Origin of the sequence: Atlantibacter sp. RC6, from assembly GCF_014193285.1 — a bacterium.
In the GTDB taxonomy this organism is placed as follows: Bacteria; Pseudomonadota; Gammaproteobacteria; order Enterobacterales; family Enterobacteriaceae; genus Atlantibacter.
The window spans coordinates 240,797-265,134 of sequence record NZ_JACHZE010000001.1 but is presented as its reverse complement, the minus strand read 5'-3'; the positions used below and the strand labels follow the sequence as shown (position 1 = coordinate 265,134).

Annotated in this window: 22 protein-coding genes; 13 read left to right on the top strand and 9 right to left on the bottom strand. The window is 58.3% G+C overall.

The window, feature by feature from the left end:
- Positions 1–3: 3 nt before the first annotated feature.
- Together ansA and sppA are read right to left on the bottom strand one after the other, a co-directional pair.
- Positions 4–1,020, bottom strand: a complete 1,017-nt coding sequence (ansA, locus tag FHW74_RS01245) for an asparaginase (protein WP_183168774.1) — start codon at positions 1,018–1,020, stop codon at positions 4–6.
- Positions 1,021–1,117: 97 nt separating this feature from the next.
- The gene (sppA, locus tag FHW74_RS01240; RefSeq protein WP_183168773.1) at positions 1,118–2,968 is read right to left on the bottom strand and encodes a signal peptide peptidase SppA; all 1,851 of its coding nucleotides are present in this window, start codon (positions 2,966–2,968) and stop codon (positions 1,118–1,120) included.
- Positions 2,969–3,143: 175 nt separating this feature from the next.
- Here sppA and FHW74_RS01235 point away from each other — a divergent pair, with 175 nt between their 5' ends.
- From FHW74_RS01235 to FHW74_RS01225, 3 genes are all read left to right on the top strand, one after another.
- On the top strand, positions 3,144–3,695 hold the full coding sequence (locus tag FHW74_RS01235; protein ID WP_183168772.1) for an NAD(P)H nitroreductase: 552 nt from the start codon (positions 3,144–3,146) through the stop codon (positions 3,693–3,695).
- A gap of 315 nt (positions 3,696–4,010) precedes the next feature.
- Positions 4,011–5,051, top strand: coding sequence for a selenide, water dikinase SelD (gene selD, locus FHW74_RS01230; protein ID WP_183168771.1), 1,041 nt, complete (start codon positions 4,011–4,013; stop codon positions 5,049–5,051).
- A gap of 4 nt (positions 5,052–5,055) precedes the next feature.
- Complete coding sequence (locus tag FHW74_RS01225; protein ID WP_183168770.1) at positions 5,056–6,990, top strand: DNA topoisomerase III; 1,935 nt, start codon at positions 5,056–5,058, stop codon at positions 6,988–6,990.
- A 41-nt stretch (positions 6,991–7,031) separates the two neighbouring features.
- Here FHW74_RS01225 and gdhA read toward each other — a convergent pair whose 3' ends face one another.
- Complete coding sequence (gene gdhA, locus FHW74_RS01220; RefSeq protein WP_183168769.1) at positions 7,032–8,375, bottom strand: NADP-specific glutamate dehydrogenase; 1,344 nt, start codon at positions 8,373–8,375, stop codon at positions 7,032–7,034.
- A 256-nt stretch (positions 8,376–8,631) separates the two neighbouring features.
- Here gdhA and FHW74_RS01215 point away from each other — a divergent pair, with 256 nt between their 5' ends.
- A complete protein-coding gene (locus FHW74_RS01215) occupies positions 8,632–8,904 on the top strand; it encodes a YnjH family protein (RefSeq protein ID WP_183168768.1) in 273 nt (90 codons plus the stop codon).
- Here FHW74_RS01215 and FHW74_RS01210 read toward each other — a convergent pair.
- Together FHW74_RS01210 and xthA are read right to left on the bottom strand one after the other, a co-directional pair.
- Positions 8,864–9,277, bottom strand: coding sequence for a pyrimidine (deoxy)nucleoside triphosphate diphosphatase (locus FHW74_RS01210; RefSeq protein ID WP_183168767.1), 414 nt, complete (start codon positions 9,275–9,277; stop codon positions 8,864–8,866). The two genes, FHW74_RS01215 and FHW74_RS01210, sit on opposite strands and share 41 nt — an antisense overlap.
- Before the next feature lie 24 nt (positions 9,278–9,301).
- Positions 9,302–10,108: an exodeoxyribonuclease III gene (xthA, locus tag FHW74_RS01205; RefSeq protein WP_183168766.1), complete on the bottom strand. Its 807-nt coding sequence runs from the start codon at positions 10,106–10,108 to the stop codon at positions 9,302–9,304.
- Positions 10,109–10,529: 421 nt separating this feature from the next.
- Between xthA and FHW74_RS01200 the strand changes: the two genes are divergently transcribed.
- The 7 genes from FHW74_RS01200 to ves all read left to right on the top strand — a co-directional run bounded on the left by FHW74_RS01200 (position 10,530) and on the right by ves (position 18,230).
- Positions 10,530–11,750, top strand: coding sequence for an aspartate aminotransferase family protein (locus FHW74_RS01200; RefSeq protein ID WP_183168765.1), 1,221 nt, complete (start codon positions 10,530–10,532; stop codon positions 11,748–11,750).
- Positions 11,747–12,781 (top strand): arginine N-succinyltransferase, encoded by a 1,035-nt coding sequence (gene astA, locus FHW74_RS01195; RefSeq protein ID WP_183168764.1) that lies wholly within the window; start codon positions 11,747–11,749, stop codon positions 12,779–12,781. The genes FHW74_RS01200 and astA overlap by 4 nt, the downstream gene beginning before the upstream one ends.
- Positions 12,781–14,259 carry a succinylglutamate-semialdehyde dehydrogenase gene (astD, locus tag FHW74_RS01190; RefSeq protein WP_183169421.1) on the top strand — a complete coding sequence of 493 codons (1,479 nt, stop codon included), beginning with the start codon at positions 12,781–12,783 and terminating at the stop codon, positions 14,257–14,259. Before astA ends, astD begins: the two co-directional genes overlap by 1 nt.
- A complete protein-coding gene (gene astB, locus FHW74_RS01185) occupies positions 14,256–15,584 on the top strand; it encodes an N-succinylarginine dihydrolase (RefSeq protein ID WP_183168763.1) in 1,329 nt (442 codons plus the stop codon). The genes astD and astB overlap by 4 nt, the downstream gene beginning before the upstream one ends.
- Positions 15,585–15,593: 9 nt before the next feature.
- Positions 15,594–16,556, top strand: a complete 963-nt coding sequence (astE, locus tag FHW74_RS01180) for a succinylglutamate desuccinylase (RefSeq protein WP_183168762.1) — start codon at positions 15,594–15,596, stop codon at positions 16,554–16,556.
- Between the two features lie 349 nt (positions 16,557–16,905).
- Entirely contained in the window at positions 16,906–17,397 is a 492-nt protein-coding gene (gene spy, locus FHW74_RS01175) for an ATP-independent periplasmic protein-refolding chaperone Spy (RefSeq protein ID WP_183168761.1), read from the top strand.
- Between the two features lie 284 nt (positions 17,398–17,681).
- Positions 17,682–18,230: an environmental stress-induced protein Ves gene (gene ves, locus FHW74_RS01170; protein WP_183168760.1), complete on the top strand. Its 549-nt coding sequence runs from the start codon at positions 17,682–17,684 to the stop codon at positions 18,228–18,230.
- 2 nt (positions 18,231–18,232) lie between these two features.
- Here ves and cho read toward each other — a convergent pair whose 3' ends face one another.
- The 3 genes from cho to nadE all read right to left on the bottom strand — a co-directional run bounded on the left by cho (position 18,233) and on the right by nadE (position 20,944).
- Positions 18,233–19,093, bottom strand: a complete 861-nt coding sequence (cho, locus tag FHW74_RS01165) for an excinuclease Cho (RefSeq protein WP_183168759.1) — start codon at positions 19,091–19,093, stop codon at positions 18,233–18,235.
- Between the two features lie 71 nt (positions 19,094–19,164).
- Complete coding sequence (gene yddG / locus FHW74_RS01160) at positions 19,165–20,049, bottom strand: aromatic amino acid DMT transporter YddG (protein ID WP_183168758.1); 885 nt, start codon at positions 20,047–20,049, stop codon at positions 19,165–19,167.
- 67 nt (positions 20,050–20,116) lie between these two features.
- Entirely contained in the window at positions 20,117–20,944 is an 828-nt protein-coding gene (nadE, locus tag FHW74_RS01155; protein WP_183168757.1) for an ammonia-dependent NAD(+) synthetase, read from the bottom strand.
- Between the two features lie 244 nt (positions 20,945–21,188).
- On the opposite strand from nadE, the gene osmE reads away from it, so the two are divergent.
- Positions 21,189–21,536 (top strand): osmotically-inducible lipoprotein OsmE, encoded by a 348-nt coding sequence (osmE, locus tag FHW74_RS01150; protein ID WP_183168756.1) that lies wholly within the window; start codon positions 21,189–21,191, stop codon positions 21,534–21,536.
- 96 nt (positions 21,537–21,632) lie between these two features.
- Here the strand turns inward: osmE and katE are convergent, their stop codons facing one another.
- Entirely contained in the window at positions 21,633–23,885 is a 2,253-nt protein-coding gene (gene katE / locus FHW74_RS01145; protein ID WP_183168755.1) for a catalase HPII, read from the bottom strand.
- Between the two features lie 190 nt (positions 23,886–24,075).
- Here katE and cedA point away from each other — a divergent pair, with 190 nt between their 5' ends.
- Positions 24,076–24,306, top strand: coding sequence for a cell division activator CedA (cedA, locus tag FHW74_RS01140; protein ID WP_183168754.1), 231 nt, complete (start codon positions 24,076–24,078; stop codon positions 24,304–24,306).
- Positions 24,307–24,338 lie beyond the last annotated feature (32 nt).

Here is a 24,338-nt window from a genome sequence, read left to right as displayed (position 1 = left end):
ACGTTATTCATCAGGCGTGAGTTCTCCTCTCAGGTTTTGCATCATCGCTTGCCGAATGGCCGATGCGCTTAATCCCTGGCTTAATAAAAAATGTAACTTGGTCAACGTCGCTTCCACGGTCATATCATAACCGCCGATCACGCCCGCCTGGGCCAGGGCATTACCGGTGGCGTAGCCGCCCATATTCACTTTACCGGACATGCACTGGGTAAGATTCACCACCACGATCCCGCGTTCGCTGGCTTCATGCAGCTCTGTTAAAAACTCCTGATTCTGCGGCGCGTTGCCGACGCCATAGGAGCGCAAAATCAGCGCTTTTACCGGCTGGCGCAGGAAGTTACGCACCACATCAGCAGAGATCCCCGGATAGATGGTCACCACGCCAATCGGCTGCGGGGTGATGGGATGAACAATCAGCGGCCCGTCGCCGTGCGGCGCGGCAGGCGTGTTCAGCTTGCGAATATGAATGCCCGCCTCCAGCAGCGGCGACAGGTTAGGGGAGGCAAACGCGTTAAACCCATCGGCGTGGGCTTTGGTGGTGCGGTTGCCGCGGTACAGGCAGTTATTGAAGAACAGCGTCACTTCGCTGATTGGATAGTTCGCCGCCACGTACAGCGCATTGAGTAAGTTGATCTGCCCGTCAGAGCGCAGCTCCGCCAGCGGGATTTGCGATCCGGTGACAATCACCGGCTTGCTGAGATTTTCCAGCATAAACGACAGCGCCGAGGCGGTGAACGCCATGGTGTCGGTGCCGTGCAGGATCACAAAGCCGTCGTACTGGTCGTAATGATCTTTGATATCGTCGGCGATGTGCTGCCAGTCTTCCGGCGTCATATCCGACGAATCCATCAGCGGCTGGTATTCATGGATAGTGAAGTCGGGCATTTCCGGGCGATGGAACTCCGGCATCAGCGCCAGCTGGCGCTGCAAATGGCCGGAGACAGGAATATAGCCCTGTTCGGAACGCTGCATACCGATGGTGCCGCCGGTATAGGCAACGTAAATCGATTTCTTGGACATGGTATTGAGTTCGTTAAGGATAAACACGCGAAGTATATACGATGCGCGCCCTGGATTGGGCGCGAAAAAAAGCCCGGCATCGCCGGGCTGGATAAGGTTAGCGGACGTCGCCGCAGGTTAAACAGAACGCGTAACGGTGGCGCGGGTCATTGAACGCCGCCAGTTTATCGGTTTCGGTTTTCACCGCGCTGGCCGCCTGCACCACTGGCGCAGGGATATACGCCTGGATCGCTTCAGGCAGCATGGCGCGCACCGAACCGGTCATGCTGGCGAACACGGTGTCCATAAAGGTCGGCTCGTCCTGATAGAAATCCGCGTGCCACTGCTTGAGTTTCGCCAGCTCTGCCGCTTTGTGCAGCGCATCGTCGAAATCTCCCAGGCTGTCGACCAGACCGTTGGCTTTCGCGTCCTGGCCGGTCCACACATGGCCCTGGGCGATGCTGTTGATCTGCTCAGGCGTTTTGTTTCGCGACTGGGCCACCAGGTTGATAAAGCGCTGATAGCCGTTTTCGATGGTCAACTGCATCAACTGCTGCACTTCCTGCGGCAGCGCTTTAGTCACCGACACATCAGCCAACGCGGACGTTGCCACGCCGTCGGTATGCACGCCGATGGAACTTAAGCTCTCTTCCACGGTGTTGATAACGCCGAAGATCCCGATGGAGCCCGTGAGCGTGCTGGGGTTGGCCATAATGTAGTTGGCCGGGGTGGAGATCCAGTAACCGCCGGAGGCCGCCATTCCGCCCATGGAAACCACCACCGGTTTGCCCGCCGCTTTCGCCGCCGCCAGCTCTTCACGAATCACTTCCGATGCCGAGACGCTGCCGCCAGGGCTGTTAACCCGCAGCACAATCGCTTTTACTTTCGGATCGAGACGCGCCTCGCGGATCTGCGATGCGGTAGTATCGCCGCCCACATTGCCCGGGGTTTCTTCACCGTCCATGATTGCGCCGTTAGCGAACACCACAGCAATCGCATCGCCCTGTTCGGAACGTTTATTCAACTGATAATCGTAGAAACTAATCGCGCTGTAGTTTTTGTCCTTTTTGCTCCAGCCGAACTGTTTGGTGAGGGATTTTTCCACCTCGGCGCTCGAACCCAGGGCATCCACCAGTTTATTGTCGAGGGCGTATTTAGCCGTATCGCCGCCGTTCTGCTGCAAGCCCGCCAGCAACGCCGCCGCGCCGGGGAATACCTGATTCGGCTGGATCTGGCGGTTTGCCGCGATGGTCGCCAGATAGTTCTGCCACAGCTCGCCAATCCAGCGGCTGTCGGCGTCGCGGGCTTCCGGCGACATATCGTCACGGATAAACGGCTCCACCGCCGATTTATAGGTGCCGACGCGGAACACATGGGTGGTGACCTTCAGCTTGTCCAGCAGCGATTTGTAATACAGGCCGTTAGTGGCAAACCCGTGCAAATCAACCGTGCCCTGCGGGGAGAGCCAGATTTTGTTGGCGAAACTCGCCAGGTAATATTGCCCCTGGCTATAGCTGTCGCCGGTGGCGATCACCGGCTTGCCGCTGTCGCGAAACTCGCGCAGCGCTTTGCCGATATACTGCATCGACGGCTGATCGGCTCCGGCGAAATCACGTAAATCGAGCACAATGCCAGTAATGTTGCGGTCGTCTTTGGCCTGACGAATGGCGTCGACGATATCGAACAGCGAGTTTTCCTGGAGCCGATCGGAGGAGGCGCCAAACAGCTGGCGGCCAATCACGCCGAGTTTGTTACTCACCGACGGTTTATCCACCACCACGCCGCTGATATCCATTAATAGCGCGCCGCGCGACGGCTCGGCAGGCGTGTCTTTCATTTGCAGCCAAATCCCGACGCCCACCAGCACCAGCAAAATGAAAAACAGATTGAGCACCAGATCCCTGATGAAATTAAGCAGACGCCAGGTCCACTTGAAAAAACCGGCAAAAATACGCCAAAGGGTGCGCATGTATTCTCCCTGAAGGTGATTAACAAGATCTCGGTTCGCACTATGCGGAACGTTTAGCAAGAAGGGTATCCTAAATTTTGCGATCGCGCTTGTCAGCAGCATTCCGCCGCTAAGCTGTAACAAACTGAGGGCGTGTGTTAATTTTGTGTATAAACAAAAGTGATGGAGCCGGAAAATGGACGCATTAGACCTGTTAGTTAACCGCCGCAGCGCTTCCCGCCTGGTGGAGCCCGCCCCGCAGGGCGAGCAGCGCGAAAATATCATCCGCGCCGCGATGCGCGCGCCGGATCATGGCACGCTACAGCCGTGGCGCTTCTTTATGATCGAAGGCGAAGGCCGCGAGCGCTTCAGCCAGTTACTGGAAAAGGCGGCGCGCGACAGCGGGCTGGACGACAAAGCGATCGAAAAAGCGCGCAGCGGGCCGTTCCGCGCACCGCTGATTGTCACGGTGGTGGCAAAATGCGAAGAACACCCGAAAGTGCCGCAGTGGGAGCAACTGCTCTCTGCCGGCTGCGCGGTCATGGCGATGCAAATGGCGGCGCTGGCGCAGGGCTTTAACGGTATCTGGCGCAGCGGCCCGATGACCGACAATCCGCAGGTGCGCGAAGCCTTTGAATGCCGCGAGCAGGATAAAATCGTCGGTTTCCTGTATCTCGGCACCCCGCAGTTAAAAGCCTCCACCACCACCAGCATCCCCGATACCTCGCCGTTCGTCCGCCAGTTTTGACCATTCTGTCTGGATTGTGAGCGAAAGCCTCGCAATTCAGACGGTCCTACTTACCTCCAGATACTTCTGGCGCTACCATATACCCGTCATACTTCATGCTACAGACGCGTTGGCTTCCTTACTCGCCTCAGTCACTTACTTATGTAAGCTCCTGAGTCTCGCTGCGTCGCCGCGTGACTCAGCCTTCGGCTTCGCCCCTTCGGGGCCAGCGCAAGCGCTGTTCAATGCCCTCCGGGCTTTGTCCTGTAGCATGAATTATTTAGGGTATAGACAGCCTGTATGACATGAAGCGTCAACTATCGACAGGAGATGTCCATGAACCAAGCCATTCGCTTAACCCAGTACAGCCACGGTGCCGGGTGCGGCTGCAAAATTTCCCCAAAAGTGCTGGAAACCATTCTGCATAGCAACCAGGCCAAATTTATTGACCCGCAACTGTTAGTGGGCAACGAAACCCGCGACGACGCGGCGGTGTACGATCTGGGGAATGGCACCTGCGTGATCAGCACCACCGACTTCTTTATGCCGATCGTTGACGACCCGTTCGATTTTGGCCGCATCGCCGCGACCAACGCCATCAGCGACATCTTCGCCATGGGCGGTAAGCCGATTATGGCGATTGCCATTCTGGGCTGGCCGGTAGATAAACTGGCCCCGGAAATCGCCGCCCAGGTGATTGAAGGCGGCCGCCACGCCTGCCAGCAGGCGGGAATTGCGCTGGCGGGCGGTCACTCTATCGACGCGCCGGAACCGATCTTCGGGCTGGCAGTCACCGGCGTGGTGCCTACCGAACGCGTTAAGCGCAACAGCACCGCCACCGCGGGCTGCAAACTGTATCTCACCAAGCCGCTGGGCATTGGTGTGCTAACCACCGCCGGTAAAAAGAACCTGCTGCGCGACGAGCACGCCGGGCTGGCGACGGAAGTGATGTGCCAGATGAACAAAGCAGGCGCGGATTTCGCGGAAATTGACGGCGTTAAAGCCATGACCGACGTTACCGGCTTCGGCCTGCTGGGCCACCTGAGCGAAGTGTGTCAGGGCGCGGGCTTGCAGGCGGAAATCTGGTATCAGGATGTGCCGAAGCTGCCGGGTGTGGAAGAGTACATCGCCAAAGGCTGCGCGCCGGGCGGTTGCAGCCGCAACTTCGCCAGCTATGGCCATTTGATGGGCGACATGCCGCCGCACTGGCGCGATCTGCTGTGCGATCCGCAAACTTCCGGCGGCCTGTTGCTGGCGGTTGAGCCGGGTTCTGAACGGGATGTGGCCGAGGTCGCTGCCCGTCACGGCATCACCCTGACCGCCATCGGCGAACTGAAAACCGCCCGCGGTGGCCGCCCGATGATCGAGATCCGCTAACACAATGCGGTTATTTATTGCCGAAAAACCCAGCCTCGCCCGCGCGATTGCCGATGTGCTGCCCAAGCCCCACCGGCGCGGCGAGGGCTTTATCGCCTGCGGTAACGATCAGGTGGTAACCTGGTGCGTGGGCCACCTGCTGGAGCAGGCGCAGCCGGACGTGTATGACAGCCGCTACGCCCGCTGGAACCTGGCCGACTTGCCTATCGTCCCGCAAAAATGGCAGCTACAGCCGCGTCCGTCAGTGGCGAAGCAGCTTAATGTGATCAAGAAACTGCTCGCCGACGCCAGCGAAGTGGTTCACGCCGGTGACCCGGATCGCGAAGGGCAACTGCTGGTGGATGAAGTGCTGGATTATCTGGCGCTCTCTCCGGAGAAACGTAAACAGGTGCAGCGCTGCCTGATTAACGATCTCAACCCCCAGGCGGTAGAGCGAGCGATCTCCCGTTTGCGTTCCAACAGCGAGTTTGTCCCGCTGTGCGTTTCGGCGCTGGCCCGCGCCCGCGCCGACTGGCTGTACGGCATCAATATGACCCGCGCCTGGACGCTGTTGGGCCGCAACGCGGGCTATCAGGGCGTACTGTCGGTGGGCCGGGTACAAACCCCGGTGTTAGGGCTGGTGGTACGGCGCGATGAAGAGATCGAAAATTTCGTCGCCAAAGACTATTTCGAAGTGAAAGCGCATATCGTCACGCCGAAAGAGGAACGTTTTGTGGCGGTGTGGCAGCCCAGCGAAGCCTGCGAGCCGCACCAGGACGAAGAGGGACGTTTGCTCAACCGGGCGCTGGCCGAACACGTGGTGAAGCGTATCGCCGGCCAGCCGGCGGACGTCACGTCCTGGGCCGACAAGCGAGAAAACGAACCCGCGCCGCTGCCGTTCTCCTTGTCGGCGCTGCAAATCGAGGCCGCCAAACGCTTTGGCCTGAGCGCCCAGAACGTGCTGGATATCTGCCAGAAGCTGTATGAAACCCATAAGCTGATCACGTATCCGCGCTCGGATAGCCGCTATCTGCCTGAAGAGCATTACGCCGGACGCCACGCGGTTATCAACGCCATCAGCGTCCATGCCAAAGATTTGCTGCCGCAGCCTGCGGTGGATGCCGATCTGCGTAACCGCTGCTGGGACGATAAAAAGGTCGACGCCCACCACGCCATTATCCCCACCGCGCGCAGCTCTACCGTGTCGCTGTCTCAGGATGAGGCGAAAGTCTACAACCTGATCGCCCGTCAGTATCTGATGCAGTTTTGCGCCGATGCGGTGTTTCGTAAATGCACCATCGAACTGGATATTGCCGGCGGCAAGTTTATCGCCAAAGCGCGATTCCTGGCGGAAGCGGGCTGGCGCGCACTGCTGGGGGCCAAAGAGCGCGATGAGGATAACGACGGCACGCCGTTGCCGGTCGTGGCGAAAGGCGACCAGTTGCTGTGCGAGCACGGCGAAGTGGTGGAGCGGCAAACCCAGCCGCCGCGCCATTTCACCGACGCCACGCTGCTGTCGGCCATGACCGGTATCGCACGTTTTGTGCAGGATAAAGACCTCAAGAAGATCCTGCGCGCCACCGATGGATTAGGCACCGAAGCGACGCGCGCCGGGATCATCGAATTGCTGTTTAAACGCAGCTTCCTGGTGAAAAAGGGCCGCTATATCCACTCCACCGAGGCGGGACGCGCGTTAATCCACTCGCTGCCCGAACAGGCCGCCAGACCGGATATGACTGCGCACTGGGAATCGGTGCTGACCCAGATCAGCGAAAAGCAGCGCCGTTACCAGGACTTTATGGAGCCGCTGGTGCAGACCCTCTACTCGCTGATCGACCAGGCGCGCGTCACGCCGGTTCGTCAGTTTCGTGGATTGATCGCGCCGGAGGCAAAAGGGGAAGGGAAAGGGCGTTTTACCAAACGGAAAAAGAAACCGGACACGCCCCCGTCACCGGCCTGATTAACCCATGCCGCCTGCCGTTGCGCAGGCGGCATTGTTCATTAAATGACGCCTTGCGCAAACATCGCGTCGGCCACTTTTACAAACCCGGCGATATTCGCGCCGCGTACGTAGTTAACCTGCTTATCCTGCTCACCCCACGCCACGCAAGCCTGGTGAATATCCAGCATGATGTGGTGCAGACGGGCATCAACTTTCTCGGCTTTCCAGCCCATGCGCGCGGCGTTTTGCGCCATTTCCAGGCCAGAAGTCGCCACACCGCCCGCGTTGGCGGCTTTGCCCGGGGCAAACAGCACGCCCGCTTCGAGGAACAGATCGGTGGCTTCGATGGTGGTCGGCATGTTGGCGCCTTCAGCCACCACTTTCACGCCGTTGGCAATCAGGGTGCGCGCAGCGTCGGTATCCAGCTCGTTCTGGGTCGCGCACGGCAGAGCGATATCCACCGGCACACCCCAAGGCTGTTTGCCTTCCAGATAAGTCAGACCAAACTCGCGGGCGTAATCAGCGACGCGGCCATCGCGGCTGGCTTTGATTTCACACAGGCGGTCAAGTTTTTCCTGGGTGAAACCGGCTTCGTCCACCACGGTGCCGTTGGAGTCTGACGCTGTGACCACGCGCGCGCCAAACGCCATCGCTTTCTCAATGGCATACTGCGCGACGTTGCCGGAGCCGGAGACCGCCACGCGCATCCCTTCCATCCCCAGACCGTGCTGTTTCAGCATCGCATCGACAAAATAGATTAATCCATAGCCGGTGGCTTCTGGTCGAATCAGGCTACCGCCGAACGACAGGCCTTTGCCGGTAAACACGCAGGCGGTGTTATTAGAGAGCTTTTTCATCATCCCGGCCATGTAGCCCACTTCACGACCGCCCACGCCGATATCGCCCGCAGGCACATCGGTATCCGCCCCCAGATGCCGGTACAGTTCGGTCATCAGCGCCTGGCAGAAGCGCATAATTTCACCGTCGCTTTTGCCTTTCGGATCGAAATCGCTGCCGCCCTTACCGCCGCCCATAGGCAGGGTGGTGAGGGCGTTTTTAAAGGTTTGCTCGAAGCCGAGGAACTTAAGGATCGACAGGTTTACCGTCGGGTGAAAACGCATCCCGCCTTTAAACGGGCCGATGGCAGAGTTGAACTGCACGCGCCACGCGCGATTAACCTGCACCTGGTTGCGATCGTCCACCCATACCACCCGGAACTGGATCACGCGCTCCGGCTCCACCAGCCGCTCCAGCAGGGCGTTGTTGCGGTAACGCGGATTCTGTTCAATAAACGGCCACAGGGTGGTCATCACTTCACGTACGGCCTGTGAAAATTCAACCTGGTGCGGATCGCGCGCGGCAACGGTATTGAGAAACTGCGTCAGTGATAAAGTCTGTCCCATAAACCATAAGCTCCTGCTATGAATGAATTGATTTTATTTGTAATATTCCTGCATAAAAATGCAACACAAAAGACTATACCATCGACGTCAGGCTTTAAATCAAGCAAAAATTGACCCTGTCACGGGATTTTTTTCAGCCAGCCATTAGAAAAAATGATGGCAAAAAACAGGGCTTTTCGACCTACGAGGCGGGAGCGCGGCGGCTATATTATTAGCAATAACGCGGGGTTAACCGGCTGCATAAAAGGAACAGAAAATGAAGATGGTATTAGCGACGGCCTTAGCGCTGAGCGTGGCACTGCCTGCGGCGGCAGATCGCTATCGCCCGGATGTGGATGTCAACGTGCCCGCCGAGGTGTTCAGTTCCGGCGGGCAACGGGCGCAGCCCTGCAATCAGTGCTGCGTTTATCAGGACCAAAACTATTCCGAAGGGGCGGTAATCAAAGCGGAAGGCGTGCTGTTGCAGTGCCAGCGGGATGAGTCAACCATCAGCACCCATCCGCTGGTGTGGCGGCGCGTAAAGCCATAAAGGCGTTTAACAGCGGGATATCCGCCGGGGCCAGCGCGTAACGGCTGGCGTCAGCGGGCAGGCACCACACCAGAGCGCTGTGGCTCAACTGCTGCAATTCCCCCTCCCACACAGGCACATGCCAGGCGTGAAGATGGATCATTCGCCCGCTGACCGGCCAACTGTAGCTTGCCACATAGCGCGCGGGCGCGGCGACAATCGCCAGTTCTTCACGTAGTTCGCGAATTAATGCCTCACGCTGGCTTTCGCCCGCTTCCACTTTACCGCCGGGAAATTCCCACAGGCCTGGCTGGTCGCCTTCTGGCGGGCGCTGGGCCAGCAGAATTTCCCCGTCGCGCTCCAGAATGGCGGCCACCACATCAATTTCTTTCATTGCTGACTCCGCCATACCGCGCTGTTAAAACTTGAAGGTCGCCCACACCGGCGCGTGATCGGAGGGTTTTTCCATGCTGCGGATATCGTAGTCGATGCCGGTTTCCACGCAGCGCTCGGCCAGCGGATGGCTTGCCAGCAGCAGGTCGATACGCAGGCCGCGGTTGTCATCAAAACCCCGTGAGCGGTAATCGAACCACGAGAAACGATCCTGGGTCTCTGGGTTAGCGTGACGGAAGGTATCCACCAGCCCCCAGTTCAGCAGGCGGCCCAGCCATTCGCGCTCTTCCGGCAGGAAAGAGCACTTGCCGGCGCGCAACCAGCGTTTGCGGCTCTCTTCGCCGATGCCGATATCCAGGTCCGTGGGGCTGATATTCATATCGCCCATAATCAGCACCGGATTCTCTTTGCTCAGCTCGGTTTCCAGCACCTGTTGCAGGTTGTGGTAAAACTTCTCTTTGGCCGGGAACTTGGTGGGATGGTCGCGGCTTTCACCCTGCGGGAAATAGCCGTTAATCACTGTCAGATTGCCGAGCGGCGACGGCACTTCGGCAATGATAATGCGGCGCTGGGCTTCTTCGTCGTCATCCGGGAAGCCGCGACGCACCGCAACCGGGGTCTCTTTGGTGAGCAGCGCCACGCCGTAATGGCCTTTCTGGCCGTGGTAAAACACGTTGTAGCCCAGCTTCGCCACCTCTTCGAGAGGGAACATATCGTCGTGGACTTTGGTTTCCTGCAAACCGATCACATCGGGCTGGTGTTTTTCAACAATCGCTTCAAGTTGATGAGGGCGGGCGCGCAGGCCGTTGATATTAAAAGAGACGAATTTCATAGTCGCTGCCGTTACAAGAGCAATAAGTGGCTGGATGGTAGCAGAAATCGAGGCCGCATGCCCGCTGTTGTGCAACCCCCTTTTTCGGGCGCGGAAAGCACCAAAATGGCGCACATTGCCCTAAAAAAGCGCTCACAGCCTGAGCAAATCCCCTCTGCGATCACAAATCCAGAATTATATTTTATCAATGAATAATATCTCGACAAATCGTGATGCGCAGGCCGCTTTATCAGATGGTTATTCACTATTTATGCAGTTTAAGTGAATAATGCTGGTTTTTAAGTTATTGATATTCCTTCCTTAATCCTCCGTTATGCATTTTTACCGCTGGCTGGCACGAAGTCTGCAATCTACATTCAGGGTGCAAACACATCATATTTCTTAACATTTAAACAACCATTAATTTACCAGTGAGGTCGCTATGTCTTCGTCAATCACCCGCCAGAATTTTGATGAATGGATGATTCCGGTTTACGCGCCAGCGCCTTTTGTGCCGGTTCGGGCAGAGCGATCCACGTTATGGGATCAACAGGGCAAATCTTATATCGATTTTGCCGGTGGTATCGCGGTAAACGCCCTGGGCCATGCCAATCCTGAACTGCGTAAAGCGCTGGAAGCGCAGGCCGGGAAACTGTGGCATACCGGCAACGGCTACACCAACGAACCGATTTTGCGCCTGGCGAAGCAGCTGATTGACGCCACCTTCGCCGACCGGGTGTTCTTCTGTAACTCCGGGGCAGAGGCCAACGAAGCGGCGCTGAAACTGGCGCGTAAATATGCCCACGACAACTTTGGTCCGCAGAAAAGCGGCATCGTGGCGTTCAAAAACGCCTTCCACGGGCGCACCCTGTTTACCGTAACCGCGGGCGGCCAACCGGCTTATTCCCAGGACTTTGCGCCGCTGCCGCCGGATATTTCCCATGCGGTCTATAACGATCTGCAATCCGCCGCCGCGCTGATTGACGATAACACCTGCGCGGTGATCGTCGAGCCGATTCAGGGCGAGGGCGGTGTGGTGCCCGCAGAGCCAGCCTTCCTGAAAGGGCTGCGCGAATTGTGCGACCGCCACAACGCGCTGCTGATTTTTGATGAAGTGCAAACCGGCGTGGGCCGTACCGGCTCGCTGTACGCCTATATGCACTACGGCGTAACGCCGGACGTACTGTCCACTGCCAAAGCGCTGGGCGGCGGTTTCCCGATTGGCGCGATGCTGACCCGCGAACAGTTCTCCCGCTCAATGACCGTCGGCACCCACGGCACCACCTACGGCGGCAACCCGCTGGCGGGCGCGGTGGCCGGTAAAGTGCTGGAAATCGTCAATACCCCGGAAGTGCTGAACGGCGTCAAACAGCGCCATGACGCCATTGTGGAGCAAATCGAGGCCATCAACCGTAAACACGGGCTGTTCAAAGCGGTGCGCGGCGTCGGTCTGCTGATCGGCTGCGTGCTGAGCGACAGCTACGCCGGGCGCGCTAAAGAGATTTCCCAACTGGCGGCGGAAGAGGGTGCGATGGTGCTGATCGCCGGGGCCAACGTGGTGCGCTTCGCCCCGTCGCTGATTATCAGCGATGAGGAGATCAGCGCTGGACTGGAACGCTTCGCCCGCGCTTGCGAACGCCTGATTGCGAAGACGCCAACATGATGGTTATCCGCCCCATTGAACGCAATGACCTGGGGCCATTGCTGAAACTGGCCGGTAAAACTGGCGGCGGGTTGACCTCGCTGCCAGCGGATGAGGCTACCCTGAGCGCGCGCATTGAGCGTTCCCTCGCCACCTGGCAGGGCAGCTTGTCGAAAGGCGATCAGGGCTACGTCTTCGTGCTGGAAGAGACCACCACCGGCAGTGTAGTGGGCATCTGCGCCATTGAAGTGGCGGTGGGCCTTAACGATCCCTGGTACAACTACCGGGTCGGCACCCTGGTGCACGCCTCCAAAGAGCTTAACGTGTATAACGCGCTGCCGACGCTGTTTCTCAGTAACGACCATACCGGCAGCAGTGAGCTTTGCACCCTGTTTCTCGACCCGGAGTGGCGCAAAGAGGGCAACGGCTATCTGCTCTCTAAATCGCGTTTCATGTTTATGGCCGCGTTTCGCGATCGCTTTAACGACAAAGTGGTGGCCGAGATGCGCGGCGTGATTGACGAGCACGGCTACTCGCCGTTCTGGGAAAGCCTCGGGCAGCGCTTTTTCTCGATGGCGTTCAGCCGCGCCGACTATCTGTGCGGCACCGGGCAAAAAGCGTTTATTGCCGAGTTAATGCCCAAGCACCCCATTTATACCCACTTTCTGTCGCCGGAAGCCCAGGCGGTGATTGGCCAGGTGCATCCGCAAACCGCGCCTGCTCGCGCCGTGCTGGAGAAAGAGGGATTCCGCTATCGCGACTATATCGACATCTTCGACGGCGGCCCGACGCTGGAGTGCGATATCGACCGGGTGCGGGCGATCCGCAAAAGCCGGCTGGTTGAAGTAGCGGAAGGCCAGCCTGCCGTGGGCGACGACCTGCCTGCCTGCATGGTCGCCAATGAAAAATACGATATGTTCCGCGTGATGTTGATCCGCGCCAACCCGGACACCCCGCGTCTGGTGCTGGATGCCGCCACGCTGGATGCCCTGAAATGCCAGCCCGGCGATACCGTGCGGCTGGTGCGTTTGTGCGCCGAGGAGAAAAAATGATGAGTCTGTGGATTGATGGCGAATGGATCGAAGGCCAGGGCGAAACGCTGGAAAAACATAACCCGGTTACCGGCGACCGTCTGTGGCAGGGCGCTGCCGCCAGCGGCGAACAGGTCCAGCAGGCCTGCTACGCGGCGCGCAACGCCTTTCCGGGCTGGGCGCGCCAGCCGTTCAGCGCCCGCCAGGCGATTGTCGAACGCTTCGCCGGGTTGCTGGAAAGCCATAAAAGCGAACTTACCGACATCATCGCCCGGGAAACCGGCAAACCGCGCTGGGAAGCGGCCACCGAAGTCGCGGCGATGATCAACAAAATCGCCATTTCGGTGAAGGCGTATCATCTGCGCACCGGCGAACAGATCACGCCGATGGCGGACGGCGCGGCGTCGCTGCGCCATCGGCCTCACGGCGTGCTGGCGGTCTTCGGTCCCTATAATTTCCCCGGTCATCTGCCTAACGGCCATATCGTGCCGGGGCTGCTGGCGGGGAACACCCTGGTTTTCAAACCCAGCGAACTGACGCCAATGACCGCCGAGCGGGTGGTCAAACTGTGGCAGGAGGCGGGTTTGCCCGGCGGGGTGTTGAATCTGGTGCAGGGGGCGCGGGAAACCGGCCAGGCGCTGGCGGCGTCCCCGGTGATTGACGGGCTGCTGTTTACCGGCAGCGCCCATACCGGATATCAGCTTCACCGCCAGCTCGCCGGGCAGCCGGAAAAAATTCTGGCGCTGGAGATGGGCGGCAATAACCCGCTGATCGTTGAAGATCCGGCGGATATCGACGGCGCGGTGCATTTAACCATTCAGTCGGCGTTTGTCACCGCCGGGCAGCGCTGCACCTGCGCGCGCCGCCTGCTGGTCAAACGCGGCGAGCAGGGAGATGCGTTCCTGGCCCGCTTAATCGATGTGGCGGCGCGTATTCGCCCGGGGGAATGGGATGCCGAGCCGCAGCCGTTTATCGGCGGGCTGATTTCTCCTCAGGCCGCAGAACGCGTGATCACCGCCTGGCAGCAACATCTGGCGCGCGGCGGGAAAGCGCTGTTAGCGCCTGAACTGGTGCGGCCTGGCAGCTCGCTACTGACGCCGGGCATCGTCGAGCTGACCGGCGTGGCGGATGTACCGGATGAAGAAGTGTTTGGCCCGCTGCTGTGCGTTTACCGGTATGACGACTTCAACGAGGCTATCGCGCTGGCAAACAACACCCGCTATGGCCTGGCGAGCGGGCTGATATCCCCGCAGCGCGAGCATTTTGACCAGCTACTGCTGGAGGCGCGCGCCGGGATCGTCAACTGGAATAAACCACTGACCGGCGCCGCCAGCACCGCGCCGTTCGGCGGCGTGGGGGCATCCGGCAACCATCGCCCCAGCGCCTGGTATGCGGCGGATTACTGCGCCTGGCCGATGGCGACGCTGGAAAGCCCCACCTTCGCCCTACCGGAAACCTTAAGCCCGGGGCTGGATTTTGGTCGTGAGGAGCAGGCATGAACGCGCGTGAAGTGAATTTCGACGGACTGGTGGGCCTGACCCACCACTACGCAGGGCTGTCGTTTGGTAACGAAGCTTCCACCAAACACCGTTTTCAGGTCTCCAACCCGAAACTGGCGGCGAAGCAGGGGTTGCTGAAGATGAAGGCGCTGGCGGATATGGGCTACCCGCAGGGGATCATCCCGCCCCAGGAGCGCCCGAATATCGGTTTACTGCGCCAGCTTGGCTTTGACGGCACCGACCAACAGGTAGTGGAAAAGGCCTGGAAGCTGGCGCCGGATCTGCTGTCTGCCGCCTGTTCCGCTTCGTCGATGTGGGTCGCCAACGCCGCCACGGTTTGCCCCTCCGCCGACGCGCTGGACGGGCGGGTGCATCTCACTGTTGCCAACCTGAACAACAAACTGCACCGCGCCAGCGAGGCGGTGACCACTGAGCGGGTGCTGAAAGCGATTTTTAATGACTCGCGCTATTTCAGCGTCCACGAGGCGCTGCCGCAGGTGGCGATGCTCGGCGATGAGGGCGCGGCCAACCACAACCGGCTGTCCCATGATTACGGCGAGCCTGGCATTCAGCTGTTTGTTTATGGCCGCAATGCCATCGGTGGCCAGACGCCCGAGCGCTATCCGGCGCGCCAGACGCTGCAAGCCTCCCAGGCCGTGGCGCGTCTCAACCAGGTCAACCCGGAACAGCTGGTCTTCGCCCAGCAAAATCCGGCGGTCATTGACCAGGGCGTGTTTCATAATGATGTGATTGCGGTGACTAACCGTCAGGTGCTGTTCGCCCATCAGTCGGCGTTTGTCAATCAGGCGGGCCTGTACCAGACTCTGGCGCAGAAGCTGGACGGCTTTCAGGCCATCGAAGTGCCAGAGGATCGCGTCAGTGTGGCGGACGCGGTGGAAACCTATCTGTTTAACAGCCAACTGCTGAGCCGCGAGCAGGGGGATATGCTGCTGGTGCTGCCCCAGGAATCCCGCAACCATGCCGGCGTGTGGCGCTATCTGACCGAGCTGGTGGAATCGCCAGATAATCCGATTAACGAACTTAAGGTGTTCGACCTGCGGGAAAGCATGGCCAACGGCGGCGGCCCGGCTTGTCTGCGGCTGCGGGTGGTGCTGAATAATGCCGAACGGGCGGCGGTTAACCCTGGCGTAATGATGAATGACGCGCTTTTTACTACCCTTAATCAGTGGGTCGATAAGCATTATCGCGATCGGTTAGTTCAGAGCGACCTTATCGATCCGCAACTGTTACGCGAAGGGCGCGAGGCGCTCGATGAATTAACGCAGATTTTAAAGCTGGGGCCGGTGTATCCGTTCCAGCGTTAAGGTGATGGTATGCAGGAGTTTTTGGCGTACACCCTGGCAGGAGAGACCCCTGCCAGGCGGTGTGGCGAGACGGCGCAGTTTCGCTGGACGTGGTGGGACGAAGGGGTCGTCGAACTGGTGCCGCATCAGGCAACGCTGCCGGCGCTGGTGCTGTCGGCGGGCATTCACGGCAACGAAACCGCCCCGGTAGAAATGCTCGATGCGCTAATGGAAGCGCTGCATCACGGCGATATTGCCCTGGCGCGCCCGCTGCTGGTGATTCTGGGCAATCCGGCGGCCCTGCGCGCGGGCAAGCGCTACCTCACTGACGATATGAACCGCATGTTCAGCGGCCGCTGGCAGAATTTCCCGGAAAGCGGCGAAACCCGGCGCGCCTGCGTGCTTGAGCACTGTGTGGAACGCTTCTTGACCTGCGCCGGTCCGGCCTGGCATCTGGATATGCATACCGCTATCCGCAGTTCGTATCATCCGCGCTTCGGCGTGTTCCCGGCGCGTAAAACACCCTATGAGACCGCGTTTTTAGACTGGATGGCCGACGCCGGATTGCAGGCGCTGGTATTCCATCGCGCCCCCGGCGGCACCTTTACCCACTTCAGCAGCGATCATTTTGATGCGCAAAGCTGCACCCTGGAGTTAGGGAAAGCGCAGCCGTTCGGGCAAAACGATCTCACTCAGTTTGACGTGACCAAAGCGGCGTTGCGGGCGCTGCTGGCAGGCGTGCCCACTGAACATCTCAACGCCCAGCCGCTGCGCTACGAAGTGGCCCAGCAGATCACCCGGCAAAGCGAGGCGTTTGTGCTGCATATGTCGGCCCAGACTCAGAACTTTACCGCTTTTGCGCGCGGCACGCTGCTGGCGGAGGATGGCGCAACGGCGTACCGGGTAGCCAACGACACTGAATATGTGTTGTTCCCGAATCCCAACGTGGCGCTCGGCCTGCGGGCCGGGTTAATGCTCAAAGAGATAACCTGACGGGATTATTTCTGCCGGTGCGGATATTTATTACGCACCGGTGCATCCCTTAACGGGGTTTAATTTTCAACGGATCTTCAATTTATCCGGATTTATCCTGGCAAGCGCTTTATTTATCAGCGGGCAAAACGTATACTCTCTGCACATTTCCTGTTTTATCAGCGAGTTGAATTATTTTCTTGCCACTCTCCTTGTTTTTTTCATATTTTCTCCATAATTGATCGTTTATTGTTTTTTACACTTTCAATGCTTTACCCAGACTCTGAATACTTGACGTTGCACCACGTACACTTATTCTCGTCAACACGGCAAATGTGCCGAAAAATAAACTGAAATAAAGGATAGTGATATGCGTAAATTAACTGCGATTGTAATGGCTACCTCTCTGGCGCTGGGCGCAGCGAATCTGGCGCATGCGGCAGAAACCGCGACCACGGCTACCGCGCCGGACGCAACCAACGTGCAGCCCTACCATAAAGGCATGCGTGGCCCGCACCATGACATGATGTTTAACAATCTCAATCTGACCGACGCGCAGAAGCAGCAAATTCGTGAAATCATGAAAGCGCAGCGCGATAAAATGAAACGCCCGTCGCTGGATGAGCGACGCGCTATGCATGCGCTGGTGGCGTCCGATACCTTTGACCGCGCGAAAGCGGAAGAGACGGTGAATAAGATGGCGGAACAGCATAAAGAGATGATGCTGTCACGCATGGAAACTCAGAACAAAATCTACAACATCCTGACGCCTGAGCAGAAAAAACAGTTTAATGCCAATTTTGAGAAGCGTCTGACAGAACGTCCGGCTAAACCGGGTAAGATGCCAGTGGCTGCTGAATAACAGCTCAGCCAATCCACACAAGACCGCCGGTGTTGTCCATAGCGCAGTTAATGATGCTCTGGACAGTACCGGCGGTTTTACTTTTCCCGTCACGACTTCCATCCATTCCTCTTCCTTCCGACCGCGCGTAATGGTAACTTCACACGTCTAATCAGAGCGTTACCCCACTATCTTAATGACATCAACGTGCAGGCCTGAAGCCCGCGCGTTTATTGCCGATAACAAAAGGGTGACATTTTTTTGCGTGCGCGGCGTTGGCGCTTTTAGCGCGCTCAGGAGCGGTGATGGAGTATTTCGATTTACAGAAAATGCAGGTGAGTCTCTGGCGAAACGGCGCGGGGGAAACCCGGGAAATTTGCTGTTTCCCACCGGCGACCCGGGATTTTAACTGGCGCGCCAGTATCGCTTCACTCTCCGCTAACGGCGAATTCAGCCAAATCCCCCAGGTAGAACGTACCGTCACGCTGCTGGAAGGCGGGGAGCTGACCCTGGACGGCGGCAATGCCTTTCGCCATACGCTCAAACACTACCAGCCGTTCAGTTTTTCCGGCGAACAGTCGGTACGCGCTGAGCTGAGCGATGGCCGCATGTCGATGGATTTCAACATTATGACCCATCGGGATCGCTGCCGCGCAAAAGTGCGCGTTGCCGATCGCACCTTCACTACCTTTGCGCCGCGCGGCGGCATTATCTACGTGCTGAGCGGCGCATGGCAGTTGGGCGATAAATTGCTCACCAGCGATCAGGGCGCGTGGTGGGAAGCGGGACGCCACACGCTGCGGTTGCTGAAAGCGGAAGGGCGACTGCTGTTCAGCGAAATCACCTATCTGTAACTCTACAGTTCGATAATATCCTGTTCGGCGCGGATCAGCGGGCGGCACAATATTTTATAGCCGTCATGGTCGAAACCCGGCGAGGCCCGGGTTAAACGCGCCGCATCGTCAAGGTTATCCACCGTACCCAGCCACACCCAGTTATCAATAATCAGATACTGGACCATGTCCTCAGTCTGCTCTTTCACCGCCACCGGCCCGCGCCATGGCCAGCACACCACCTGAAGGTGGGACAGCGACTCCAGCAGGCGCGCGTTATGGTCATCCACCGGCTCCAGGCCGCAGCAGGCCCCGGCGCAGCGTTTCAGCGCCGCCCGGAAACAGGCGCGGCCCGCGCTGAGCTTTTCCAGCCCGAGCAGGCCGTGACACAGCCGCTGCTCATCGGCGATGCTTTTCAGCTTTTCCAGCGCCGCCCGGCGATTGGCGAACAGGCCGTAGAGATGCGGAGTATGGGAAAAATCGACCTCTTTGGCGTACACCACTTCAGGGCGGGAACCGCTGATCAGCAGTGAACAGAGCTGGCGATTGCGACGCAGCCGCTTATTAAACAGCGGCTGCTGGGCTTTGATCATCTGCGCTTCCAGCAACAGCGCCCCCAGTTCGCCCGCCGTGCGGGTAAAGGTAATATGCCGCGCCTGGCGTAGCATCGCCGCTTCGCCGGGGGTGCGCAGATGCGACATCACCCTGGCGCGCAGATTAATGCTTTTACCGATATACAGCGGCAGGGTTTCGCTTTCGCCATGGAAAATATAGACGCCGGGCGCGCGGGGCAGTTCTGCCAGCGACGGGCGTAAATGTTCGGGATATTGATAAATCGCCTCGGCTTCAAAGTCGAGGCGCGGGCTCATGCTGCGTCGGACCACATATAACTCCTGATACTGGTTGCTTGTCCAGTATAACAAGGGATTATGGGTTGAAAAAGCAGCAATCGTCGTTAACGTCGCGTGGCGATCCAACATAGCAGCGATCCGGCCACCACCATTGCCACTCCTTGCCAGAAACTGATACCTGGCGTTAACCCCAGCCACAGGCTGGCCAGCAGCGCGGAAGAGACCGGCGTGAAGTATGACGCGGTTGCCAGCATCGTCATGTTTCCATGAGAGATCCCATGGTTCCAGGCCGAGTAGGCCACGGCGGTGGATACCCCCATAAAGCACAGTTGCAGGGTGCCGGGAAGGGTGAAGGCGATCGGCCCGTCGCTGGATAAGGCGTAGTGGATCCACAGCGCCAGCGCGGTGGCGCAAAAAAACAGCGTGACGCCGCTTTTCCCGTTGCTCCAGCGCCGGGTGAGGTTGCAGTACAGCGCCCAGGTGATGGCGGCGGCAAAAGCCAGCCCATAGGCCAGCGGGTTATCCAGGATGTTGCGCCACATCATCATCGGCGACCAGTCGCCATTGCCTTTCATCACCTGCGCCACGCCCGCGATGGCTAACAGCAGCCCCGGCCAGATAAGCCAGGTGCTGCGCTGGTTGTTCATCCACAGCGCGAACAGCACCGTCAAACTTGGCCACAGGTAGTTAATCATCCCCAGCTCCAGCGACTGGCTGCGGTTATGGGCAAAGCCGATAGACAGCGCCAGGCACATTTCATAAGCCACAAACAGCCCGCCGCCCACCAGCAAATAGCGCAGCGGTAAACCTTCGAGGCGCGGACGCCCCTGGGCCAGCCACAGGCAGCAGGCGCTGAGGGTGTAAATCAGGGCAGGGCCGCTCACCGGGCCGAAGTGTTCGGCGATGCTGCGAAACAGGCCGACGGAGGTGCTCCAGAGTAAAATCGCGATCAGCCCAATCAGCGTGGCGCGTGCTACGGGGGTTTGCATAGTCAATCCGTGAAAAAGGCGGCAACGCCGCCTGATAAAAGGTGAACCTTAGCCACAATAAACGGCGTTATTTTTTCCAGAAATCATCAAACACGGTGATCGGCGGACGACGCTTATGCTCAGTTTTCAGATACCAGCCTTCGATGGTTTTGCTGATGCTCTCATCCAGCGTTTTGCCTTCCAGATAATCATCGATATTTTCATAGGTGACGCCCAGCGCCACTTCATCCGGCAGAGAAGGGCGATCGTCTTCCAGGTCCGCCGTGGGCAGTTTGGTATACAGATGCTCCGGGCAGCCTAATTCGCGCAGTAGCTGTTTGCCCTGGCGTTTATTGAGGCGGAACAACGGGTTAATATCGGTGCCGCCGTCGCCGTATTTCGTGAAGAATCCAGTCACCGCTTCCGCTGCATGGTCGGTGCCCACCACCACGCCTTTGGTCATCCCGGCGATGCTGTACTGGGCTTTCATTCGCTCACGGGCTTTTTCATTGCCGCGTACAAAGTCGCTGAGTTCAATGCCTGCGTCGCGTAACGCCTGCTCGCTGGCCAGCACGGCGGCTTTAATATTGACGGTTAACACTTGATCCGGCTGGATAAACGCCAGCGCGTCCTGGCAATCCTGCTCGTCGAACTGGACGCCGTAAGGCAGACGCACGGCAATAAATTGATAACTGGCGTCGCCGGTTTCGTTACGCAGTTCGCTGATAGCAAGCTGGCTGAGCTTCCCGGCGAGCGTAGAGTCCTGACCGCCGCTGATGCCCAGTACCAGAGTTTTAATAAACGGGTGTGCCTGTAAGTATGTTTTGAGGAAATCAACGCTGCGGCGAATTTCCTGCTGAACGTCGATCTGTGGTTTTACGCCGAGTGCCTGAATAATGTCTTGTTGTAGAGCCATTTACCCCTCCAATCACAGCCTGTCTGATTTGAATTCATATCGGTAAAGTTTAATCCTTAAAACTAACCCGATGTGCCGGAAACGACAAGGCGCACGGCGGTTTCCGCGCCTGAATGGCGGAAATAAAGGCGATTTGGCCTGAAAGTAGAATCGTCCTAAAAAATGCCGTTACGCTCTAACAACTTGAAAAATGTTAATTTCTCTTCCAGGCTTACTTCACACGCAGAAACAAGAGGAAGACATAATGAATAACAAGTTTGCAGGATTACTGGGTGCGGCAGTGGTAATGACAATGCTGGCAGGTTGTACAGCGTATGACCGCACTAAAGACCAAATCACCCAGCCAGTGGTGAAAGACGTTAAAAAAGGCATGAGCCGTGAGCAGGTGCGTCAGCTTGCCGGTCAGCCTTCTTCCGAAGTGAGCATGATCCACGCTCGTGGTACTTGCCAGACCTATATTCTGGGTCAGCGCGACGGCAAAGCGGAAACTTACTTTGTGGCGCTGGACGATACCGGCCACGTGATGAACTCCGGTTACCAGACCTGTGCCGAATACGATACCGATCCCCAGGCACCGAAGGCAAAACAGTAAGTTTTACTTCCCGCATAAAAAAACCTGCTTCGGCAGGTTTTTTTACGTCGCGAGCTATTCAAAAAGCGCCACGGTAGGCCACCGCGGCGCAAAGCGTTACGCCGGAATCGCCGGTATTTTGTTGGTGCGCGACCAGACGCGGTGCTTATGCAGCAGCGCGATCAGCGTATCTACCGCGTCGCCCTGGGCGTCGTCGGCTTCAATGACGCCTTCCTCGCCCTGGGCATCGACACCGAGCACCGATTTAAACTGGCGGGCGTCGCCCAGCAGGGTGATCGGCTTCAGGTGCTTGTAGGCTTCTAACAGGTAATAGCGCGCATCGCCGCGATTAAGCAGGCCGCTAACCGCGCCGCCGGGGACGATGACCGCATCCACCGTCAGCGACGGTACGCCCTCGAAAGTGCCCATTACGGTGATTTGCGAACCGTCGTCCGCCGTGACTTCACCCATCCGCGAATAGAGCAGCTTGCTGTGCACGCCTTCGCGTTTCAGCCCCCGCATAATCGCCAGCAAATCGGCGGCGTTGACTTGTTCATTGAGCAGGATCGCCACCACGCGGCCTTTAATCGTGCCGCCCGGCACCGCGTACAGGCTCAGCGCGGCGTCTTTCTTCAGGCCGTTGACGTCCTTCGGCGGCGCGGTGTGGATCTGCTCGTCGGTGAGGGTGATGCCCAGATTTTCCGCCACCGCGCTGGCAAGGGAGACGTCGATATGGCAAAGCTGATCGACCACGCGCTCGCGAATGTAGGCGCGGGCGACTTTTCCCAGCTCGAAGCTAAAGGCATCAATAATATGCTGCTGTTCCACCGGGGTCTGGCTTTGCCAGAACAGGCGCGGATGGGAGTAGTATTCGCCGAACGACGGGCTGCGTTCGCGGATTTTATGCCCCTCGACGCGCTCCTGGTATGACTCAAACCCCCCGCGTTTCGGGCCGGGCGGCGTTTCACGCGGCCAGTTGTCGTTGATGGAGTTTGGCTCGTAGTTCGCCGGGTTGGTATCGATATCCATGCGATGCATGCCGTCGCGCTGGAAGTTGTGATACGGGCAGACCGGGCGGTTAATCGGGATTTCGTGGAAGTTCGGCCCGCCAAGACGGCTGATTTGGGTATCGGTGTAAGAGAACAGACGCCCCTGCAACAGCGGGTCGTTGGTGAAGTCGAGGCCGGGGACAATATGGCCGGGATGGAACGCCGCCTGTTCGTTCTCGGCGAAGAAGTTATCCGGGTTGCGGTTGAGCACCATTTTGCCCACCAGTTGCACCGGCACCAGCTCTTCAGGGATCAGCTTGGTCGGGTCGAGCAGATCGAAATCGAACTTGAATTCATCTTCTTCCGGGATCAGTTGCAGGCCCAGTTCATATTCCGGGAAATCGCCCGCTTCAATGGCTTCCCATAGTTCGCGGCGGTGGAAGTCGCCGTCGCGGCCAATCAGTTTCTGAGACTCATCCCATACCAGCGAAGCTTTACCGGCTACCGGCTTCCAGTGGAAGCGCACAAAGGTGGCTTTACCCTCGGCATTAATCAACCGGAAAGTATGGATGCCGAAGCCTTCCATGGTGCGATAACTGCGCGGAATACCGCGATCCGACATCGCCCAGATGACGTTATGCAGGGTTTCCGGCTGTAGGGAAACATAGTCCCAGAAGGTGTCATGGGCGCTGGCGCCCTGCGGGATCGCCCAGTGTGGCTCGGGTTTAACCGCGTGCACGAAGTCCGGGAATTTGTGGGCATCCTGAATAAAAAACACCGGCGTGTTGTTGCCCACCAGATCGAAAATCCCTTCTTCGGTATAAAACTTAGTGGCAAAGCCGCGGATATCACGCACCGTATCCCCTGAACCCGCGCCGCCCTGTACCGTAGAGAAGCGCACAAACACCGGGGTGATTTTCTCGGGGTCGCTCAGGAAGTCTGCTTTGGTGATCGCTTTCAGGCTCTTATAGGGCTGGAAATAGCCATGGGCCGCAGAGCCGCGCGCGTGGACGATGCGCTCCGGGATGCGCTCGTGGTCGAAATGGGTGATCTTCTCGCGCAGGATGAAGTCTTCTAACAGCGTGGGCCCGCGCGTTCCGGCGCGGAGCGAGTTTTGATCGTTGGCGATGCGCACGCCCTGGTTGGTGGTAAGCGGGAAATCTTCGCTGCCTTTGCGGAAATTATCGAGCGCATTGAGTTTTTCATTCGAGGTATCCGGGGCTTTCAGGCTGCCGGGGGCGGTAGGGTATTCGCCTGGCGCGCTGGGGACCGGCGCAGGGCGGTGCGAACCGTCTTCGGGAGCCAAAGAATCCATTCCGGGTTGTGATTCACTGGCGTCATGGATCGGCGCCTGGTGCGAGGGCTTATCATTATGCGACATTGAACTCGTCTCCTGTTTTCATTGCTGAAACTTGACTCGTTGTGAGGTCAAAACCCTTCTAACTATAGAACAATGCCGCTGTGCTGCTTTCAGGCAACAGGGTGAGAGGGGCAGAGGTCGGGCTGCAGGGCGGCGTGAGATCCGTTATCATAGAGGCACGAATCTGATTGTTTGATATTGATTGCTGCTGATGAAACCTTTACGCCAACAAAATCGTCCTGTTATCACTTACACGCCACGGATTGAACCCGCGCCGCCGGAGCATGCGGTGCGTATGGAGGGATTCAAAGACGTCTGGATGCTGCGGGGGAAATATGTGGCCTTTGTGCTGGTGAATGACGGCTTTTTGCGCTCGCCCGCGTTCACGGTTCCGGAGTCGGCGCAGCGCTGGGCGTCACAGATCAAGCAGGATATGATTTAGCTTTCGGCTATTTCTGAAATAAAAAAAACCGC

Coding starts and splice junctions, on each gene's coding strand:
- ansA (WP_183168774.1), bottom strand. CDS start 1,020: ATGTCCAAGAAATCGATTTACGTTGCCTATACCGGCGGCACCATCGGT.
- sppA (WP_183168773.1), bottom strand. CDS start 2,968: ATGCGCACCCTTTGGCGTATTTTTGCCGGTTTTTTCAAGTGGACCTGG.
- FHW74_RS01235 (WP_183168772.1), top strand. CDS start 3,144: ATGGACGCATTAGACCTGTTAGTTAACCGCCGCAGCGCTTCCCGCCTG.
- selD (WP_183168771.1), top strand. CDS start 4,011: ATGAACCAAGCCATTCGCTTAACCCAGTACAGCCACGGTGCCGGGTGC.
- FHW74_RS01225 (WP_183168770.1), top strand. CDS start 5,056: ATGCGGTTATTTATTGCCGAAAAACCCAGCCTCGCCCGCGCGATTGCC.
- gdhA (WP_183168769.1), bottom strand. CDS start 8,375: ATGGGACAGACTTTATCACTGACGCAGTTTCTCAATACCGTTGCCGCG.
- FHW74_RS01215 (WP_183168768.1), top strand. CDS start 8,632: ATGAAGATGGTATTAGCGACGGCCTTAGCGCTGAGCGTGGCACTGCCT.
- FHW74_RS01210 (WP_183168767.1), bottom strand. CDS start 9,277: ATGAAAGAAATTGATGTGGTGGCCGCCATTCTGGAGCGCGACGGGGAA.
- xthA (WP_183168766.1), bottom strand. CDS start 10,108: ATGAAATTCGTCTCTTTTAATATCAACGGCCTGCGCGCCCGCCCTCAT.
- FHW74_RS01200 (WP_183168765.1), top strand. CDS start 10,530: ATGTCTTCGTCAATCACCCGCCAGAATTTTGATGAATGGATGATTCCG.
- astA (WP_183168764.1), top strand. CDS start 11,747: ATGATGGTTATCCGCCCCATTGAACGCAATGACCTGGGGCCATTGCTG.
- astD (WP_183169421.1), top strand. CDS start 12,781: ATGAGTCTGTGGATTGATGGCGAATGGATCGAAGGCCAGGGCGAAACG.
- astB (WP_183168763.1), top strand. CDS start 14,256: ATGAACGCGCGTGAAGTGAATTTCGACGGACTGGTGGGCCTGACCCAC.
- astE (WP_183168762.1), top strand. CDS start 15,594: ATGCAGGAGTTTTTGGCGTACACCCTGGCAGGAGAGACCCCTGCCAGG.
- spy (WP_183168761.1), top strand. CDS start 16,906: ATGCGTAAATTAACTGCGATTGTAATGGCTACCTCTCTGGCGCTGGGC.
- ves (WP_183168760.1), top strand. CDS start 17,682: ATGGAGTATTTCGATTTACAGAAAATGCAGGTGAGTCTCTGGCGAAAC.
- yddG (WP_183168758.1), bottom strand. CDS start 20,049: ATGCAAACCCCCGTAGCACGCGCCACGCTGATTGGGCTGATCGCGATT.
- nadE (WP_183168757.1), bottom strand. CDS start 20,944: ATGGCTCTACAACAAGACATTATTCAGGCACTCGGCGTAAAACCACAG.
- osmE (WP_183168756.1), top strand. CDS start 21,189: ATGAATAACAAGTTTGCAGGATTACTGGGTGCGGCAGTGGTAATGACA.
- katE (WP_183168755.1), bottom strand. CDS start 23,885: ATGTCGCATAATGATAAGCCCTCGCACCAGGCGCCGATCCATGACGCC.
- cedA (WP_183168754.1), top strand. CDS start 24,076: ATGAAACCTTTACGCCAACAAAATCGTCCTGTTATCACTTACACGCCA.